15 protein-coding genes and 2 pseudogenes are annotated in these 16169 nt (G+C 56.2%); 12 read left to right on the top strand and 5 right to left on the bottom strand.

All coding sequences use genetic code 11. The features are described from left to right. Positions 1–55 precede the first annotated feature (55 nt). The 7 genes from aroK to trpS all read left to right on the top strand — a co-directional run bounded on the left by aroK (position 56) and on the right by trpS (position 6467). The gene (aroK, locus tag LA04_RS20050; protein WP_003861630.1) at positions 56–577 is read left to right on the top strand and encodes a shikimate kinase AroK; all 522 of its coding nucleotides are present in this window, start codon (positions 56–58) and stop codon (positions 575–577) included. A 57-nt stretch (positions 578–634) separates the two neighbouring features. Then, positions 635–1723: a 3-dehydroquinate synthase gene (aroB, locus tag LA04_RS20045; protein ID WP_047652879.1), complete on the top strand. Its 1089-nt coding sequence runs from the start codon at positions 635–637 to the stop codon at positions 1721–1723. Between the two features lie 92 nt (positions 1724–1815). Further along, complete coding sequence (gene damX / locus LA04_RS20040; protein ID WP_047652878.1) at positions 1816–3117, top strand: cell division protein DamX; 1302 nt, start codon at positions 1816–1818, stop codon at positions 3115–3117. A 67-nt stretch (positions 3118–3184) separates the two neighbouring features. Further along, positions 3185–3997 carry an adenine-specific DNA-methyltransferase gene (gene dam / locus LA04_RS20035; RefSeq protein ID WP_033146808.1) on the top strand — a complete coding sequence of 271 codons (813 nt, stop codon included), beginning with the start codon at positions 3185–3187 and terminating at the stop codon, positions 3995–3997. 41 nt (positions 3998–4038) lie between these two features. After that, the gene (gene rpe, locus LA04_RS20030; protein ID WP_024907923.1) at positions 4039–4716 is read left to right on the top strand and encodes a ribulose-phosphate 3-epimerase; all 678 of its coding nucleotides are present in this window, start codon (positions 4039–4041) and stop codon (positions 4714–4716) included. Further along, a complete protein-coding gene (gene gph, locus LA04_RS20025; protein ID WP_047652877.1) occupies positions 4709–5470 on the top strand; it encodes a phosphoglycolate phosphatase in 762 nt (253 codons plus the stop codon). Before rpe ends, gph begins: the two co-directional genes overlap by 8 nt. After that, positions 5463–6467, top strand: a complete 1005-nt coding sequence (gene trpS / locus LA04_RS20020; protein WP_032662284.1) for a tryptophan--tRNA ligase — start codon at positions 5463–5465, stop codon at positions 6465–6467. Before gph ends, trpS begins: the two co-directional genes overlap by 8 nt. 99 nt (positions 6468–6566) lie before the next feature. On the opposite strand, the gene LA04_RS20015 is transcribed toward trpS, so the two are convergent. From LA04_RS20015 to nirB, 4 genes are all read right to left on the bottom strand, one after another. After that, complete coding sequence (locus tag LA04_RS20015) at positions 6567–6737, bottom strand: YhfL family protein (protein WP_047646835.1); 171 nt, start codon at positions 6735–6737, stop codon at positions 6567–6569. A gap of 143 nt (positions 6738–6880) precedes the next feature. Beyond that, positions 6881–8254, bottom strand: a complete 1374-nt coding sequence (gene cysG, locus LA04_RS20010; RefSeq protein ID WP_047652875.1) for a siroheme synthase CysG — start codon at positions 8252–8254, stop codon at positions 6881–6883. Between the two features lie 135 nt (positions 8255–8389). Beyond that, positions 8390–8716: a nitrite reductase small subunit NirD gene (nirD, locus tag LA04_RS20005; RefSeq protein ID WP_047652874.1), complete on the bottom strand. Its 327-nt coding sequence runs from the start codon at positions 8714–8716 to the stop codon at positions 8390–8392. Further along, on the bottom strand, positions 8713–11256 hold the full coding sequence (nirB, locus tag LA04_RS20000) for a nitrite reductase large subunit NirB (RefSeq protein ID WP_047652873.1): 2544 nt from the start codon (positions 11254–11256) through the stop codon (positions 8713–8715). Before nirB ends, nirD begins: the two co-directional genes overlap by 4 nt. A 239-nt stretch (positions 11257–11495) precedes the next feature. Between nirB and LA04_RS19995 the strand changes: the two genes are divergently transcribed. Then, positions 11496–12812, top strand: a complete 1317-nt coding sequence (locus LA04_RS19995) for a cytosine deaminase (protein WP_047652872.1) — start codon at positions 11496–11498, stop codon at positions 12810–12812. A 3-nt stretch (positions 12813–12815) separates the two neighbouring features. Here LA04_RS19995 and tsgA read toward each other — a convergent pair whose 3' ends face one another. Beyond that, positions 12816–14000 carry an MFS transporter TsgA gene (gene tsgA, locus LA04_RS19990; RefSeq protein WP_039263090.1) on the bottom strand — a complete coding sequence of 395 codons (1185 nt, stop codon included), beginning with the start codon at positions 13998–14000 and terminating at the stop codon, positions 12816–12818. Between the two features lie 278 nt (positions 14001–14278). Between tsgA and ppiA the strand changes: the two genes are divergently transcribed. The 4 genes and pseudogenes from ppiA (at position 14279) to pabA (ending at position 16136) form a co-directional block, all read left to right on the top strand. Next, positions 14279–14851 (top strand): peptidylprolyl isomerase A, encoded by a 573-nt coding sequence (gene ppiA / locus LA04_RS19985; protein WP_014885514.1) that lies wholly within the window; start codon positions 14279–14281, stop codon positions 14849–14851. A gap of 106 nt (positions 14852–14957) precedes the next feature. Beyond that, a pseudogene (locus tag LA04_RS25160) lies at positions 14958–15029 on the top strand (YhfG family protein); the annotation flags it as partial. Positions 15030–15074: 45 nt separating this feature from the next. Then, a pseudogene (locus LA04_RS19980) lies at positions 15075–15542 on the top strand (putative adenosine monophosphate-protein transferase Fic); the annotation flags it as partial. A 30-nt stretch (positions 15543–15572) separates the two neighbouring features. After that, positions 15573–16136, top strand: coding sequence for an aminodeoxychorismate synthase component 2 (gene pabA, locus LA04_RS19975; RefSeq protein ID WP_047652869.1), 564 nt, complete (start codon positions 15573–15575; stop codon positions 16134–16136). The last annotated feature ends 33 nt before the right edge of the window (positions 16137–16169 follow it).

Here is a 16169-nt window from a genome sequence, read left to right as displayed (position 1 = left end):
GGTGTCTGCGAAGCGGGGATTACCATTAACGAATAGTCTTAGTAGTACCGATAAAATGGCAGAGAAACGCAATATCTTTCTGGTTGGGCCTATGGGTGCCGGCAAAAGCACTATTGGGCGTCAGTTAGCTCAACAACTCAATATGGAATTTTACGATTCTGATCAAGAGATTGAGAAACGAACCGGAGCTGATGTGGGCTGGGTTTTCGATGTAGAAGGCGAAGAAGGTTTCCGTGACCGAGAAGAAAAAGTGATCAACGAACTCACGGAAAAACAGGGCATCGTCCTGGCAACAGGCGGCGGTTCTGTGAAATCTCGCGAAACCCGTAACCGTCTCTCCGCCCGTGGCGTAGTGGTCTATCTTGAGACGACCATTGAGAAACAGCTCGCACGTACGCAGCGCGATAAAAAGCGACCGCTGCTGCAGGTTGAAACGCCACCACGCGAAGTTCTGGAAGCGTTGGCCGATGAACGCAATCCGCTGTATGAAGAGATTGCCGACGTGACCATTCGTACTGACGACCAGAGCGCTAAAGTGGTTGCAAACCAGATTATTCATATGCTGGAAAGCAACTGATTCTGGCTTTATATACACTCGCCTGCGGGTAAAAGCATTAAAGGTGGATGTCGCGTCATGGAGAGGATTACAGTTACTCTCGGGGAACGTAGTTACCCTATCACCATCGCGGCTGGTTTGTTTAACGACCCAGCTTCCTTTTTACCACTGAAAGCGGGTGATCAGGCGATGCTGGTCACCAATGAGACGCTGGCTCCGCTTTATCTCGACCGCGTACGCCACCTGCTTGAGCAGGCGGGCGTAAAAGTCGACAGTGTGATTCTCCCCGATGGCGAGCAGTATAAAAGCCTGACGGTACTGGATACCGTCTTTACCGCATTGCTGCAAAAACCGCATGGTCGCGATACAACACTGCTTGCCCTGGGCGGCGGTGTTGTGGGCGATCTGACCGGCTTTGCGGCCGCAAGCTATCAGCGTGGCGTGCGTTTTATTCAAATCCCAACCACGCTGCTGTCCCAGGTCGACTCCTCTGTGGGTGGCAAAACGGCAGTCAACCATCCGCTCGGCAAAAACATGATTGGCGCGTTCTACCAGCCCGCATCGGTGGTGGTGGATCTCGACTGTCTGAAAACGCTGCCGAAGCGCGAACTGGCTTCGGGTCTGGCGGAAGTGATCAAATACGGCATTATTCTTGATGGCGAGTTCTTTAGCTGGCTTGAAGAGAATATGGATGCGCTGCTGTGCCTGGATGAGGCTACACTGGCATACTGCATTCGTCGTTGCTGTGAGCTGAAAGCAGAAGTTGTCGCAGCAGACGAGCGTGAAACGGGCTTACGTGCTTTACTGAATCTTGGGCATACGTTTGGCCACGCCATTGAAGCCGAGATGGGTTACGGCAACTGGCTGCACGGTGAAGCCGTCGCGGCCGGTATGGTCATGGCAGCCCGCACCTCTGAACGTCTGGGGCAGTTTAAACCTGAAGAGACGGCGCGCATCATTGCGCTGCTTGAACGTGCAGATTTGCCGGTAACCGGGCCGCAGGAGATGTCGGCGCAAGCGTATTTACCCCACATGATGCGCGATAAAAAAGTATTGGCAGGTGAGATGCGTCTTGTACTCCCGCTTGCAATAGGGAAGAGTGAAGTGCGCGGCGGAGTGCCGCACGATGTCGTTCTTGGCGCTATCGCTGATTGTCAGCAGGCGTAACAACTAGAAAGGTCAGGCCACTGTAGCCGGTGGTCGTTTAGCTTCAGGTGAAATGCAAAGTCGTTGGCATAAGCCTTTGAGTGGGGTGTTAAATGGATGAATTCAAACCAGAAGACGAGCTGAAACCCGATCCCAGCGATCGTCGTACTGGTCGTTCTCGTCAATCTTCAGAACGTGATAACGAGCCGCAGATCAACTTTGACGATGTTGATCTGGATGCAGACGATCGTCGCCCTTCGCGCAGCCGCAACGCGCACGAAGAGCGAGCAGAAGAGGATTATGAGTCCGAAGAAGATTCAATGGACGAACAGCCTGTAGAGCGTCGCCCGCGTAAACGTAAAAAAGCCGCTGCACCGAAACCGGCTTCCCGCCAGTACATCATGATGGGTCTGGGCGTTCTGGTACTTGTGCTGCTGATTGTCGGCATTGGCTCCGCGCTCAAAGCACCGTCAACGAACTCAACCGAGCAAACAGCTTCCGCTGAGAAGAGCATCAACCTGTCCGGTAACGATGCGACCAATCAGGCCAATGGCGCACAGCCTGCACCGGGTGCGACTTCCGCAGAGCAGACCGCAGGTAACACCACAGCGCCGCAGGATGTTTCTCTGCCGCCCGTTTCTTCAACCCCTGCTCAGGGTCAGGCACCTACTACGCCTGAAGGCCAGCAGCGCGTAGAAGTTCAGGGAGATCTGAACAATGCGCTGACGCAGCCGCAGAACCAGCAGCAGGTTGATAACGTCGTGGTTAACTCCACGCTGCCAACTGAGCCGGCAACCGTTGCCCCGATTCGCGGTGGTAACAACGCTCAGCCACAAACGGCTGCGACAGAAACAAAACCGCGCCAGACGCAAACTGCGACGCGTCCTGAACGTAAGCAGGCGGTGATTGAGCCTAAGCGTGAAACCAAACCTCAGGCAGTCGTAAAAGCGCCTGAAGTGAAAGCGGTACCGGCACAGCCGAAACGCACCGAAACGGCAGCCGTGAGCGAGCCTGCTAAAGCGCCAGTCACGCAGACTGCGCCGAAAGCAACGGCGACCACTGCGGCACCTGCAGCAACGGCTCCAGCAGCCACGGCAACAGCCTCCAGCGGCGCCGCAGGTAAAACTGCAGGTAACGTTGGCTCGATGAAGTCTGCGCCATCCAGCAACTACACGCTGCAGCTGAGCAGTTCGTCTAACTATGACAACCTCAACAGCTGGGCGAAGAAATCAAATCTGAAAGACTATGTTGTTTATCAGACGACCCGTAATGGTCAACCGTGGTATGTGCTGGTCAGCGGCGTTTATTCGTCCAAAGATGAAGCGAAACGTGCCGTAGCGGCACTGCCAGCGGATGTTCAGGCAAAAAATCCCTGGGCGAAGCCGATTCATCAGGTTCAGGCCGATCTGAAGTAATGTTTAAAGCGCAGGATGCTGTCGGAGCTTTCTCCACAGCCGGAGAAGGTGTAATCAGTTAGTCAGCATGAAAAAAAATCGCGCTTTTCTGAAATGGGCAGGGGGGAAATACCCCCTGCTCGATGATATTAAAAAGCACCTGCCAAAAGGCGAGTGTCTAATCGAGCCTTTCGTGGGCGCAGGATCGGTGTTCCTGAACACCGATTTTTCTCGTTATATCCTGGCGGATATCAACAACGACCTTATCAGCCTCTATAACATCGTTAAGCTGCGTACCGAAGAGTATGTTGCAGAGGCGCGCAAACTGTTTACGCCGGAGAATAATCAGCCGGACGTTTACTACCAGTTTCGCACTGAGTTTAATCAGAGTCAGGATCCGTTCCGTCGGGCGCTGCTGTTCCTCTATCTCAACCGACATGGTTACAACGGCCTGTGCCGCTATAATCTGCGCGGGGAATTTAACGTACCGTTTGGTCGCTATAAGCGTCCGTATTTCCCGCAGGACGAGCTGTATCACTTTGCCGAAAAAGCGCAGAACGCAGAGTTTCATTGCCTCTCCTATGAAGAGTGTATGGAGCTGGCAGGCGTAAACTCGGTGGTTTACTGTGACCCGCCTTACGCCCCACTGTCTGCAACGGCGAATTTCACCGCTTATCACACCAACAGCTTCAGCCCGGCCGAACAGGCCCGTCTGGCGGAGATGGCGGAAAAGCTGGTCAGCAAAAGAATTCCGGTGTTAATTTCGAATCACGACACGCCTGATACGCGCGAATGGTACAAAGCCGCGAAGCATTTTCAGGTCAAAGTGCGGCGTAGCATTAGCAGCAACGGCGGCACACGTAAAAAGGTGGACGAACTTCTGGCTCTTTATCGCCCCTGAGCCGTTTTGCCCGCCGGTAAACACATTTCAAGGAGAAGCGGATGAAACAGTTTTTGATTGCTCCCTCAATTCTGTCGGCCGATTTTGCCCGCCTGGGTGAAGACACCGCCAAAGCTCTCGCGGCTGGCGCAGATGTCGTCCATTTCGACGTTATGGACAACCACTACGTCCCTAACCTGACCATTGGCCCAATGGTGCTCAAGGCATTACGTAACTATGGCATTACCGCGCCTATCGACGTTCACCTGATGGTGAAGCCTGTTGATCGCATCGTGCCTGACTTCGCCGCAGCGGGTGCCAGCATCATCACTTTCCATCCGGAAGCTTCTGAGCACGTGGACCGCACGCTGCAGCTGATCAAAGAGAACGGCTGTAAGGCGGGTCTGGTGTTTAACCCGGCCACGCCGCTGAGCTATCTCGATTACGTAATGGACAAGCTGGACGTGATTCTGCTGATGTCCGTTAACCCGGGCTTTGGCGGTCAGTCGTTCATTCCCCACACGCTGGATAAGCTGCGTGAAGTGCGCCGTCGCATTGATGAGTCAGGTTACGATATTCGCCTGGAAGTGGACGGCGGTGTGAAAGTGAATAACATTGGTGAAATTGCGGCAGCCGGCGCGGATATGTTCGTTGCAGGTTCGGCAATTTTCGACCAACCGGATTACAAAAAAGTCATTGATGAAATGCGCCGTGAGCTGGCGAAGGTAAGTCATGGATAAATTGCAGGTAATTCGGGGTGTGGCATTCGACCTCGACGGTACGCTGGTTGACAGCGCGCCGGGCTTAACGAGCGCTGTAGACCAGGCGCTGTATGCACTTGAACTCCCCGTTGCGGGGGAAGAGCGCGTGGTAACGTGGATTGGCAACGGCGCCGATGTTCTGATGGAGCGCGCGTTGACGTGGGCGCGTCAGGAGCGCGCGTCGCAGCGTTCCGCGCAGGGTAAACCGAGCGTTGACCACGCTGACATCCCTAAGGATGAGCAGCTGCGGATTCTGCGCAAACTGTTCGATCGTTTCTATGAAGAGACCGTCGAGGAGGGCAGTTTCCTGTTCCCGGACGTTCAGGAAACGCTGAGCGCGCTGCACGCGAAGGGCATCCCGCTGGGGCTGGTGACCAACAAACCCACGCCGTTCGTTGCACCGCTGCTTGAAGCGCTTGATATCGCGAAGTATTTCTCCGTGATTGTGGGCGGCGACGATGTGCAGAACAAAAAACCGCATCCGGAACCGCTGTTGCTGGTGGCAGGAAAATTATCCTTAACGCCTGCAGAGCTGCTCTTTGTCGGGGATTCACGCAATGATATTCTGGCTGCCCGAGCGGCTGGGTGTCCTTCCGTCGGATTAACCTATGGCTACAACTACGGTGAAGCCATCACGCTAAGTGAGCCGGATGTGGTCTTCGACCACTTCAAAGATTTGTTGCCCGCACTCGGGCTTTCGCACAGTGAACATCAGGAATTGAATAATGACTAAGCCCATCGTTTTTAGTGGCGCACAGCCTTCAGGTGAATTGACCATTGGTAACTACATGGGTGCGTTACGTCAGTGGGTCAGTATGCAGGATGAGTACCATTGCATTTACTGCATCGTCGATCTCCATGCGATTACCGCGCGTCAGGATCCTGAGAAGCTGCGTAAAGCCACCCTGGACACCCTGGCGCTGTACCTGGCCTGCGGCATCGATCCTGAGAAGAGCACCATTTTCGTTCAGTCTCACGTGCCGGAGCACGCGCAGCTGGGCTGGGCGCTGAACTGCTACACCTATTTCGGCGAGCTGAGCCGCATGACCCAGTTCAAGGATAAATCCGCGCGCTACTCTGAAAACATCAACGCCGGCCTGTTCGACTATCCGGTGCTGATGGCTGCAGACATCCTGCTGTATCAAACCAACCAGGTGCCGGTAGGTGAAGACCAGAAGCAGCATCTGGAGTTGAGCCGCGATATCGCCCAGCGCTTTAACGCGATTTACGGCGATGTGTTCAAAGTGCCGGAGCCGTTCATTCCGAAGTCCGGCGCGCGCGTGATGTCGCTGCTGGAGCCGACCAAGAAGATGTCCAAGTCTGACGATAACCGCAACAACGTTATCGGCCTGCTGGAAGATCCGAAATCCGTCGTCAAAAAGCTCAAGCGCGCGGTCACCGACTCCGACGAGCCGCCTGTGGTGCGCTATGACGTGCAGAACAAAGCGGGCGTCTCCAACCTGCTGGATATCCTCTCCGGCGTGACCGGCCAGAGCATCCCTGAGCTGGAAAAACACTTCGAAGGCAAGATGTACGGCCACCTGAAAGGTGAAGTGGCAGATGCCGTTTCCGGCATGCTGACCGAGCTGCAGGAGCGTTATCACCGCTACCGTAACGACGAAGCTTTCCTGCAGAAGGTGATGAAAGACGGCGCGGAAAAAGCCAGCGCGCGCGCGTCCGAAACCCTGAAAGCGGTGTACGAAGCGATTGGGTTTGTTGCGAAGCCTTGAGTCTGCTTGCCGGGTAAGCGTTAGCGCCACCCGACTAAAAACCACACTCTCCAAATTAAAAAACCGGGATATCCCGGTTTTTTTACGCCTGAAAAACGCTTACTGCTCCGCCGCCGGGCCGCAGCCACCGATGATCTTCGAAATGGAGATCGCCGGGTGCAGCAGGTAATCGTAGCTGCAGTTATTTTTGGTGTTCTGTACATGACCGGTACAGGCAGTCAGAGTCGATAACAGGCCAACCAGAACGGCGGCTTTTGCCAGTTTGAACATACGCATTCCTTGTCTTAAAAACGAAAGTTGGATGTAACTCAAGGGAATAAAGGGAGAAATTCCACTTCGGGGCGGTATGTTATCGACAGCGGTAAGAGGGGAGTAGTCCGCATAAGGACTACTCCGCAAAGGAAGAATATGCGTTAGTGATTCGAGAACCAGTTCAGCTTATCGCGCAGCTCAACCACGCGACCTACCACAATCAGCGCCGGGCTTTCGACCTGCTGCGCCAGCTCGCCGAGCTGCGTCAGTACACCATTCACCACGCGTTGCTTGATGGACGTACCGTTTTCCACCAGCGCAACCGGCATATCAGCCTCCATGCCGTGCTCCAGCAGCTTCGCCTGAATCGTCGCGGCCTGGTTCAGCCCCATGTAGAAGACCAGCGTCTGCTTTTCCGCGGCCAGGTTATGCCAGTCCAGCTCGCAGCCGGTTTTCAGATGGCCCGTCACCAGACGCACGCTTTGGGCATAGTCGCGGTGGGTCAGCGGAATGCCAGAGTAAGCCGAGCAGCCGGATGCCGCCGTAATGCCCGGCACCACGGAGAACGGGATCCCCGCGTCACACAGGGTTTCCAGCTCCTCGCCGCCGCGACCAAAGATAAACGGATCGCCACCCTTAAGGCGCACCACGCGCTTACCTTTCTGCGCCTCGCGCAGCAGGATCTGGTTAATCTCCTCCTGCGGCACGCAGTGGTAGCCCGCCCGTTTTCCCACGAAGACGCGGTCGGCATCGCGGCGTACCAGGTTCATGATGTCATCGGAGACCAGGCGATCGTAAACCACGGTATCGGCCTGCTGGATCTGCTGTAGCCCTTTCAGCGTCAGCAAGCCCGCATCGCCGGGGCCTGCGCCCACCAGCACCACTTCGCCGCGATGGTCCAGCGGCTCGCTCAGCAGCTGTTCGGTCGTCTCTTCAACGGCCTTGGTGTCCTGATTCGCCAGCGACTGCGCCAGCCTGTCGTTCACAAAGAATTTTTCCCAGAAGCGACGGCGCTCGCCAACGGTCGAGAAGGTTTGCTTCACGCGGGAGCGGAGCTGCCCGGCGTAATGCGCAATCTGACCAAGGTGCTGCGGCAGCACGGCCTCCAGTTTTTCCCGCAGCAGGCGTGCGAGAACCGGCGAGCGTCCGCCGGACGATACCGCGATAATCAGCGGCGAGCGGTCGATAATCGACGGCATGATAAAGCTGGCCTCTTTCGGCGCATCGACCACGTTGCAAAAGATACGGCGCGCTTCGCAGGCATCGCTCACGCGCTGGTTCACTTCATCGTCATCCGTCGCGGCAATGGTCAGCCAGCAGGTATCCAGCAGGGACTCATCAAATTCTCCCTGTTCCAGCGTGAGCATCCCTTCCTGAGCCCAGACCTCAAACTGTGGGGCGAAGGCAATGGCGTTAACGGTCAGTCGGGCGCCAGCCTCTAACAGCAGGCGCGCTTTGCGTTCAGCCACATCGCCGCCGCCCACGAGCAGGCAGTCGCGGTTGCGTAATTGACAAAAAATCGGCAGGTGATCCACGACGTTACCTCGCAGCATTCATGGAGGGGGTAAGAATTGACGTCAGGATAACAGCAGGAATCGTACAAAACATACGGTTTTTCCTGCCGTTACCCATAAGGGGTCATAAGCTTTTCGTATTGAAAAGGCGGGGGATTAGCCTTTCAGCTGCACCTTGCCGTCCTTCACGCGAACGTCATAGTGCTTCACTGAATGACTCTCATCTTCCATGCAGTAGCCGTCGCTTAAGCGGAAACGCTGTTTTTTCAGCGGGCTGGCGACCCACAGTTCGCCCTGGTGCTCGGCAATCAGTCCGCGGGAGAGCACGCTGGCCTCGAAGAACGGGTCGATATTGCTGATGGCAAAGACCTCTTCATCGTGGCGAGGGCGGAAAATCGCAACCTGCTCGCTGCCCAGCAGCGCGCATACGCCGGCGGCCGGGATGATGTCGTTAATATCGCAAATGTTTATCCACTGGCTCATGCGTTTTCCTCCACCAGCGTGACCGGAATACGTTCATACGGTGTCGCCGGACGATGCTGTTCACGCTCCGGCACAACCTGTACGTTCGGGTCGCGCTGGGTGCTGTTGATAAAGTGTTTGAAGCGCGTCTGCGCCGCCGGGGTGTTGACGGTTTCCGTCCATTCGCAGATCACCGCCTCGCGCAGGCGCGCCATCTCCGCTTCCAGGTGCTCGTTCAGGCCCAGCTTGTCGTCGATGATCACCGATTTCAGGTAGTCGATGCCGCCTTCCAGGTTATCGAGCCAGGAGGCGGTACGGGTCAGCTTATCGGCGGTGCGGATGTAGAACATCATGAAGCGGTCGAGATACTGAATCAGCGTGTCGCGATCGAGATCCGCCGCCAGCAGGTCCGCGTGGCGTGGCTTCATCCCGCCGTTGCCGCAGACGTACAGGTTCCAGCCTTTCTCGGTGGCGATAATACCCACGTCTTTACCCTGCGCTTCCGCACATTCGCGGGTACAGCCGGAGACGCCAAACTTCATTTTGTGCGGGGTGCGGATGCCTTTGTAGCGGTTTTCCAGCTCCACGCCGAAGCCCACGCTGTCGCCGACGCCGTAACGGCACCAGGTGCTGCCCACGCAGGTTTTCGCCATACGCAGCGCTTTGGCGTATGCGTGGCCGGTTTCGAAGCCGGCTTCAATCAGCTGACGCCAGATTTCCGGCAGGTCATCCTTTTGCGCGCCGAACAGGCCGATACGCTGGGAGCCGGTGATTTTGGTGTACAGGTTAAATTCACGCGCAATACGACCCACGGCGACCAGCCCTTCCGGCGTGATTTCGCCCCCGGCGGAACGTGGAATAACGGAGTAGGTACCGTCTTTCTGGATGTTGGCCAGGAAGTTGTCGTTGGTGTCCTGCAGCGGCGTATGCTCGGGCTTGAGCACGTACTCGTTCCAGCAGGAGGCCAGCAGGGAGCCGACGGTCGGTTTACACACTTCGCAGCCGTAGCCCCGGCCGTGCTTCGCCAGCAGCTCGTCAAAGGACTTAATGCCCTCCACGCGGATCAGGTGATACAGCTCCTGGCGAGAATACGCGAAGTGCTCGCACAGGTTGTTGTTCACTTCGATGCCCTGTTTCGCCAGTTCGGCGTTCAGCACCTGAGTGACCAGCGGAATACAGCCGCCGCAGCCGGTACCGGCTTTGGTTTCGGCTTTCAGGGCTGTAACTGTGTGGCAGCCTTTGTTGATGGCGGAGATCAGCATGCCTTTGGTGACGTCGAAGCAGGAGCAAATCTGCGCGCTGTCCGGCAGTTTATCCACGCCGATAGAGGGCTTGCCGCTGGAGGCATGAGCCGGGAGGATCAGCGCGTCCGGGTTTTCCGGCAGTTCGATGGCGTTCAGCACCAGCTGGAGCAGGTTGCCGAAATCGCTGGTATCGCCCACCAGCACCGCGCCGAGCAGGGTTTTGTTATCCTGGCTGACGATAAGACGTTTGTAGACTTCTTTGCTTTCGTCGAGATAGACATAGCTGCGGGAATTCGGGGTGCGGCCATGCGCATCGCCAATACCGCCCACGTCCACGCCCAGCAGCTTCAGCTTGGCGCTCATGTCTGCACCGGTAAACGCGTTTTCGCTGCCGAGGATATGGTCCACGGCGACCTGCGCCATTTTGTAGCCCGGTGCCACCAGGCCGTATACGCGGTTGTTCCAGCTGGCGCATTCGCCAATCGCGTAGATATCCGGATCGGAGGTCTGGCATGTGTCGTTGATCATGATCCCGCCGCGCTGCGCCACGGCCAGACCGCACTGGGTCGCCAGCTTGTCGCGCGGGCGAATACCGGTTGAGAAGACGATGAAGTCCACTTCCAGCTCGCTGCCGTCGGCAAAGCGCATGGTTTTGCGCGCTTCAGTACCTTCCTGAACGATCTCTTTGGTGTTTTTGCTGGTGTGAACCTTCACGCCCATACTTTCGATTTTACGGCGCAGCTGGTCACCGCCCATGTGGTCCAGCTGTTCGGCCATCAGCATCGGGGCAAATTCGATGACGTGGGTTTCAACGCCGAGGTTTTTCAGCGCGCCTGCCGCTTCCAGACCCAGCAGACCGCCGCCGACAACCGCACCGCGTTTGCTTCTGCGTGCGCAGGACTCAATGGCGTTGAGGTCTTCAATGGTACGGTAGACGAAGCAATCCTGAGTTTCCGAGCCTTTGATCGGCGGGATCCACGGATAGGAGCCCGTCGCCATGATCAGCTTGTCGTAAAAAACCGTACGCCCGGCGCTGGAGTGGATCACTTTTTCCTGACGGTTGATGGTGATAGCGCGTTCGCCCACCAGCACTTTTACGCCATGCTTCTCGTAGAAACCTTCGCGCACCAGAGAGAGCTCTTCGGCGGTATGATGGGAGAAGTAGGAAGACAGGTGCACACGGTCGTACGCCTTGCGGGGTTCTTCACAGAACACGGTAATATCGAACTGCTCAGCATCGGCCTTATCGAGAAGATCCTCGATAAAGCGGTGGCCGACCATGCCGTTACCGATGATAGCGAGTCTGACTTTGCTCATTATTGCCTCGATTTCTTTTCTATTATTGCCTACCTTAACGATTCAGCAGGGGCGCTTATTGATGCAAATCAAATACGTCTTCGCCTACTCCTTAGGTGGTATGCGACTGATTTGTCAGGATTTTTATAAGTGGCGGAAATCGCAGGCTTTTCGCGCTCGTTGAATTTGTGTACAAATCAGGGGCGGTTTTGCCAAAATCGATACGCCTGAATATCAGCGGCGTTTTTTAGGGGAAGGGTATGTCTACGACACCGTTATGGCTTGTTCAGAATGTTCGTTTACCGGGTCAGGAAGGGCTGTGGCAGCTCGCCATTGAGAACGGGCGATTTGGTGACATCACCCCGATGGACGACACCCACGCCGAAAGTTATGAAGTATTGAACGCGCGCGGCGGGCTGGCTATCCCGCCGTTCATTGAGCCGCATATCCATCTTGATACGACCCAGACCGCGGGTGAGCCGAACTGGAACCAATCCGGCACGCTGTTTGAGGGCATTGAGCGCTGGGCGGAGCGCAAGGCGTTGCTCAGCCATGAGGATGTCAAAGCGCGCGCCTGGAAAACGCTGAAGTGGCAAATTGCCAACGGCATCCAGTTTGTCCGCACCCATGTGGATGTCTCCGACCCGACGCTTACCGCCCTGAAGGCGATGCTGGAGGTGAAGCAGGAGGTTGCCCCGTGGGTGACGCTGCAAATCGTCGCGTTCCCGCAGGAAGGTATTCTCTCTTACCCGAACGGCGCGGCGCTGCTGGAAGAGGCGTTAAGGCTGGGGGCCGACGTGGTGGGGGCGATCCCACACTTCGAGTTCACCCGCGAGTATGGCGTGCAGTCGCTGCATATCGCTTTTGAACTGGCGAAGAAGTATGACCGTCCGCTGGATATCCACTGCGATGAAATCGACGACGAACAGTCGCGGTTTGTCGAGACGGTGGCAGCGCTGGCGTATGAGGCCGGCATCGGCCCGCGCGTGACGGCCAGCCACACCACCGCCATGCACTCCTACAACGGCGCTTACACCTCGCGGCTCTTCCGCCTGTTGAAGATGTCGGGGATTAACTTCGTCGCTAACCCGCTGGTCAATATTCATCTGCAGGGACGCTTTGATGACTATCCGAAGCGCCGCGGCATCACCCGGGTGAAAGAGCTCCAGGAAGCGGGCATTAACGTCTGCTTCGGCCATGACGACGTCTTCGACCCGTGGTACCCGCTCGGCACCGGCAACATGCTGCAGGTGCTGCATATGGGTCTGCACGTCTGCCAGATGATGGGCTATCCGCAAATCGACAGCGGCCTGAATCTCATCACCCATAACAGCGCCCGGACCTTCGGCCTGAGCGATTACGGTATTGCCACGGGGAACCCGGCGAACCTGATTATTCTGCCTGCCGAGAGCGGGTTTGAAGCGGTGCGCTGTCAGGTGCCGGTGCGCTGGTCGATTCGTCAGGGGCGGATTATCGCCACCACGCAGCTGGCGCAGACCTGGATCCAGATGGATATCGGAGGAGAAGAGGTAAGTTTTGCCAGAAACAGCCCCTCTGCCGAGCGCAAAGGGGCGTAGGGGTTAGTGAGACGCTGCTGCCGCGTTGTGCTGGCGGTGGCGGGTCACGAAGCCCAGAACGAAGCACATGATGAATACCACGGCATACAGACCGTTCGCGGTGTGCAGCGCCGCCAGCGGACCGCTGTGGGCGACGATCGGGCCGGTGACCACGAAGGTCAGCATGGTGCCGATGGTGCCGCAGGTCAGGACGAAGTTAACCAGCTTCGGCGAAGCCACTTTGGTCTGCAGAGAGCCCAGGGTGATGATCGAGGTATAAATGGCGCTGGAGAAGAAGCCCAGGGTCAGAATGAACCACGGCATATGCTCCGGCGAACCGTTGATGAACAGGTACATCAGCACGGTCGCCAGCCCCGCCAGCACGGTCAGAATGCGCTGCAGGTCGAAGAAGCGCAGGATGAAGCTAAACGCCCACATGCCGAACATGTAAGACATCCAGAAATCGCTCACCAGTTTACCCGCGTCGTTCAGGCTCATGCCCAGACCTTTGGCGTACTCCGGTACCCAGGAGATAAAGCCCAGCTGGCCCAGGATGTAGCACAGCGCGGCGATGGAGAGGAACAGCACGCCGATGCCCCACTTTTCTTTCGCAACGGGCTCTGCGGTGGTTTGCGCTTTCTTGCCCAGCACCGGGAACTCGCAGCCGAAGGTCAGAATAAAGATCGCCACGTAGACCAGGCCGATGCAGGCATAGACCCAGTACCACTCGATGCTGCGCGCCAGCAGAACCGCCGCGACCATCGGGAAAATCATTCCGGCCATGCTGAAGAAGGAGTCGGTAAACAGCAGACGCGCGCCGCGCTGGCGGCCTTCATACATATGGGTAATCAGGAACGTACCGATCGACATGGTGATCCCGCTGACCAGACCGAGCACGAACATGGCTGCGGAGAACAGGGCGATGCTGTGGCTCAGCATCAGTCCCGCCACGGCGGCAACCATCAGCACAAAGCCAAAGCGCAGCTGGGTTTTCAGTGGGACGATTTCCATCAGCCAGGCGTTCAGGAAGATAGAGATCAGGATCCCCGCGTTGAGGAAGGTGAAGGTGTTACTCATGCTGGAAACGGGCAGCTGGAAGTAGTCTGCGATATTTCCCATCACCATCCCGGTGACGATCACCAACGCACCGGTCAGGGCGTAGGAGAAGAAGCTGATCCATGTGAGCTTGATGCGATTGCTGTTAGTCATGTCTGGCCTGTTCAGAAAAAGAAAAGCGCCCAGGGGGCGCTGAGAGCGGGCAGATTTTAGTCGGTAAAGTGATCTATTCCTATCTTTTAAGGGCAATGATTGTGTCATTGCAGTTTTTAGTGTGATCTAAATCACATTAATTGGCGGCATAACCAATCGTTTGCGTAGTAATAATTGTTTCAACTTCGTAAAATTAGGTAAAAGGCTGGTCTCCGTTCATACTGCTCTTTAGAATCAAGCCATTCGCTTTTTATACTGCGCTTTGTTAAGGAATTCTCATGCTCAAATCAACACTGGCGGCTGTCGCAGCTGTGTTTGCTCTTTCTGCCGTTTCCCCTGCTGCGCTGGCAGCCAAAGGGGACCCTCACGTACTGCTGACCACCTCTGCCGGGAATATTGAGCTGGAACTGAATAGCCAGAAAGCCCCTGTTTCCGTGAAAAACTTCCTCGACTACGTGAACAGTGGTTTCTATAACAACACCACTTTCCACCGCGTGATCCCAGGCTTCATGATTCAGGGTGGTGGCTTCAACGAGCAGATGCAGCAGAAACAGCCGAACCCGCCTATTAAAAACGAAGCGGACAACGGCCTGCTGAACAAGCGCGGCACCATCTCCATGGCGCGTACCGCGGACAAAGACAGTGCGACCAGCCAGTTCTTCCTGAACGTGGCGGATAACGCCTTCCTCGACCACGGCCAGCGTGACTTTGGCTATGCGGTTTTCGGTAAAATCGTGAAAGGCATGGACGTGGCCGACAAGATTTCTCAGGTGCCTACTCACGACGTCGGTCCGTATCAGAATGTGCCGTCAAAACCTGTCGTGATCCTCTCCGCAAAAGTTCTGCCGTAATTCTTCTCAACGCGGGCTTCTCCTGCCCGCGTCATATGACCCTCCCTGCGAAAGCGCGTTTTGCTGCTTATACTTGTGGCAAACGGACTATTCAGGGAGGCGTTAAGTGAAAAAACTCACCGACAAGCAAAAATCCCGTCTCTGGGAGCAGCAGCGTAACGTCAATTTACAGGCCAGTTGTCTCCTTGAAAAAGGTAATGGTCCCTCAGAGCCCCATATTGAGACGCTGGAGCTTGGGCCTTCCGCGCCTGGGTTGCCCCATCTGTGCCTTATTCATCGCCATTTGTACCGCAGCGAGATGAAGCGGGCAGGCGAGTTACGTACCGACGATATTTTTAAGGGCGACATTCCTTTCTGTCATTTCGAATACATCGAGAAGATGGGTAACGAGCTGATGGCGGCGCTGGAAAGCGAAAAGTATCTCGTGGGCCTTGAGAAAGCGGCGTTTGTTGACCGGGTTAGCCACTATTACTGCGAAATCAACATGCTTCATCCGTTTATGCGCGGCAACGGTATTGCCCAACGCGTTTTCTTCGAGCAGCTGGCGCTCCACGCGGGCTACTCGCTGGACTGGCGCGATATCGATCCCGACCAGTGGGTGGCGGCTAACCGAAGCGGCGCAACGGGAGATTTAACCGCGCTAAACGCTATCTTTGCCAAAGTAGTGAGCGAAGCGCGGGAATCTGAGTAGAATAGGGCGGCATTTTTTTCGGGAGCCGCCATGATTCTGCTGATTGATAACTACGATTCCTTCACCTGGAACCTTTACCAGTATTTTTGTGAACTGGGTGCAGAGGTGGTTGTCCGCCGTAACGACGAGATCGGACTGGACGATATCGGGACGCTGGCTCCGCAGAAAATCGTGATTTCTCCGGGGCCGTGTACGCCGTCGGAATCGGGTATTTCTCTGGATGTTATCCAGCACTATGCCGGCAAGCTGCCAATCCTCGGCGTCTGTCTGGGCCATCAGGCGATTGCCCAGGCGTTTGGTGCCACCATCGTGCGCGCCGCGAAAGTGATGCACGGTAAAACTTCTCTGGTAACACACACCAGTACCGGGGTATTTACGGGGCTCAATAATCCGTTAACCGTGACGCGATACCATTCCCTGGTGATTGACCCGTCTACGCTGCCCGACTGCTTTGAGGTGACCGCCTGGAGCGATACGCAGGAGATCATGGGGATTCGCCATCGCGAATGGGATCTCGAAGGCGTGCAGTTCCACCCGGAAAGCATCCTCAGCGAGCAGGGGCACGCGCTGCTGGCAAATTTTCTCAATCGCTGAATATCTGTTGCCTTGTTGTGATTTTTTATGCAT

The sequence above is a fragment of the Enterobacter sp. UCD-UG_FMILLET genome (assembly GCF_000762975.1).
GTDB lineage: Bacteria > Pseudomonadota > Gammaproteobacteria > Enterobacterales > Enterobacteriaceae > Enterobacter > Enterobacter dykesii.
Note: the sequence above shows the minus strand (reverse complement) of the source record. Positions and strands in the feature narration are given on the sequence as shown.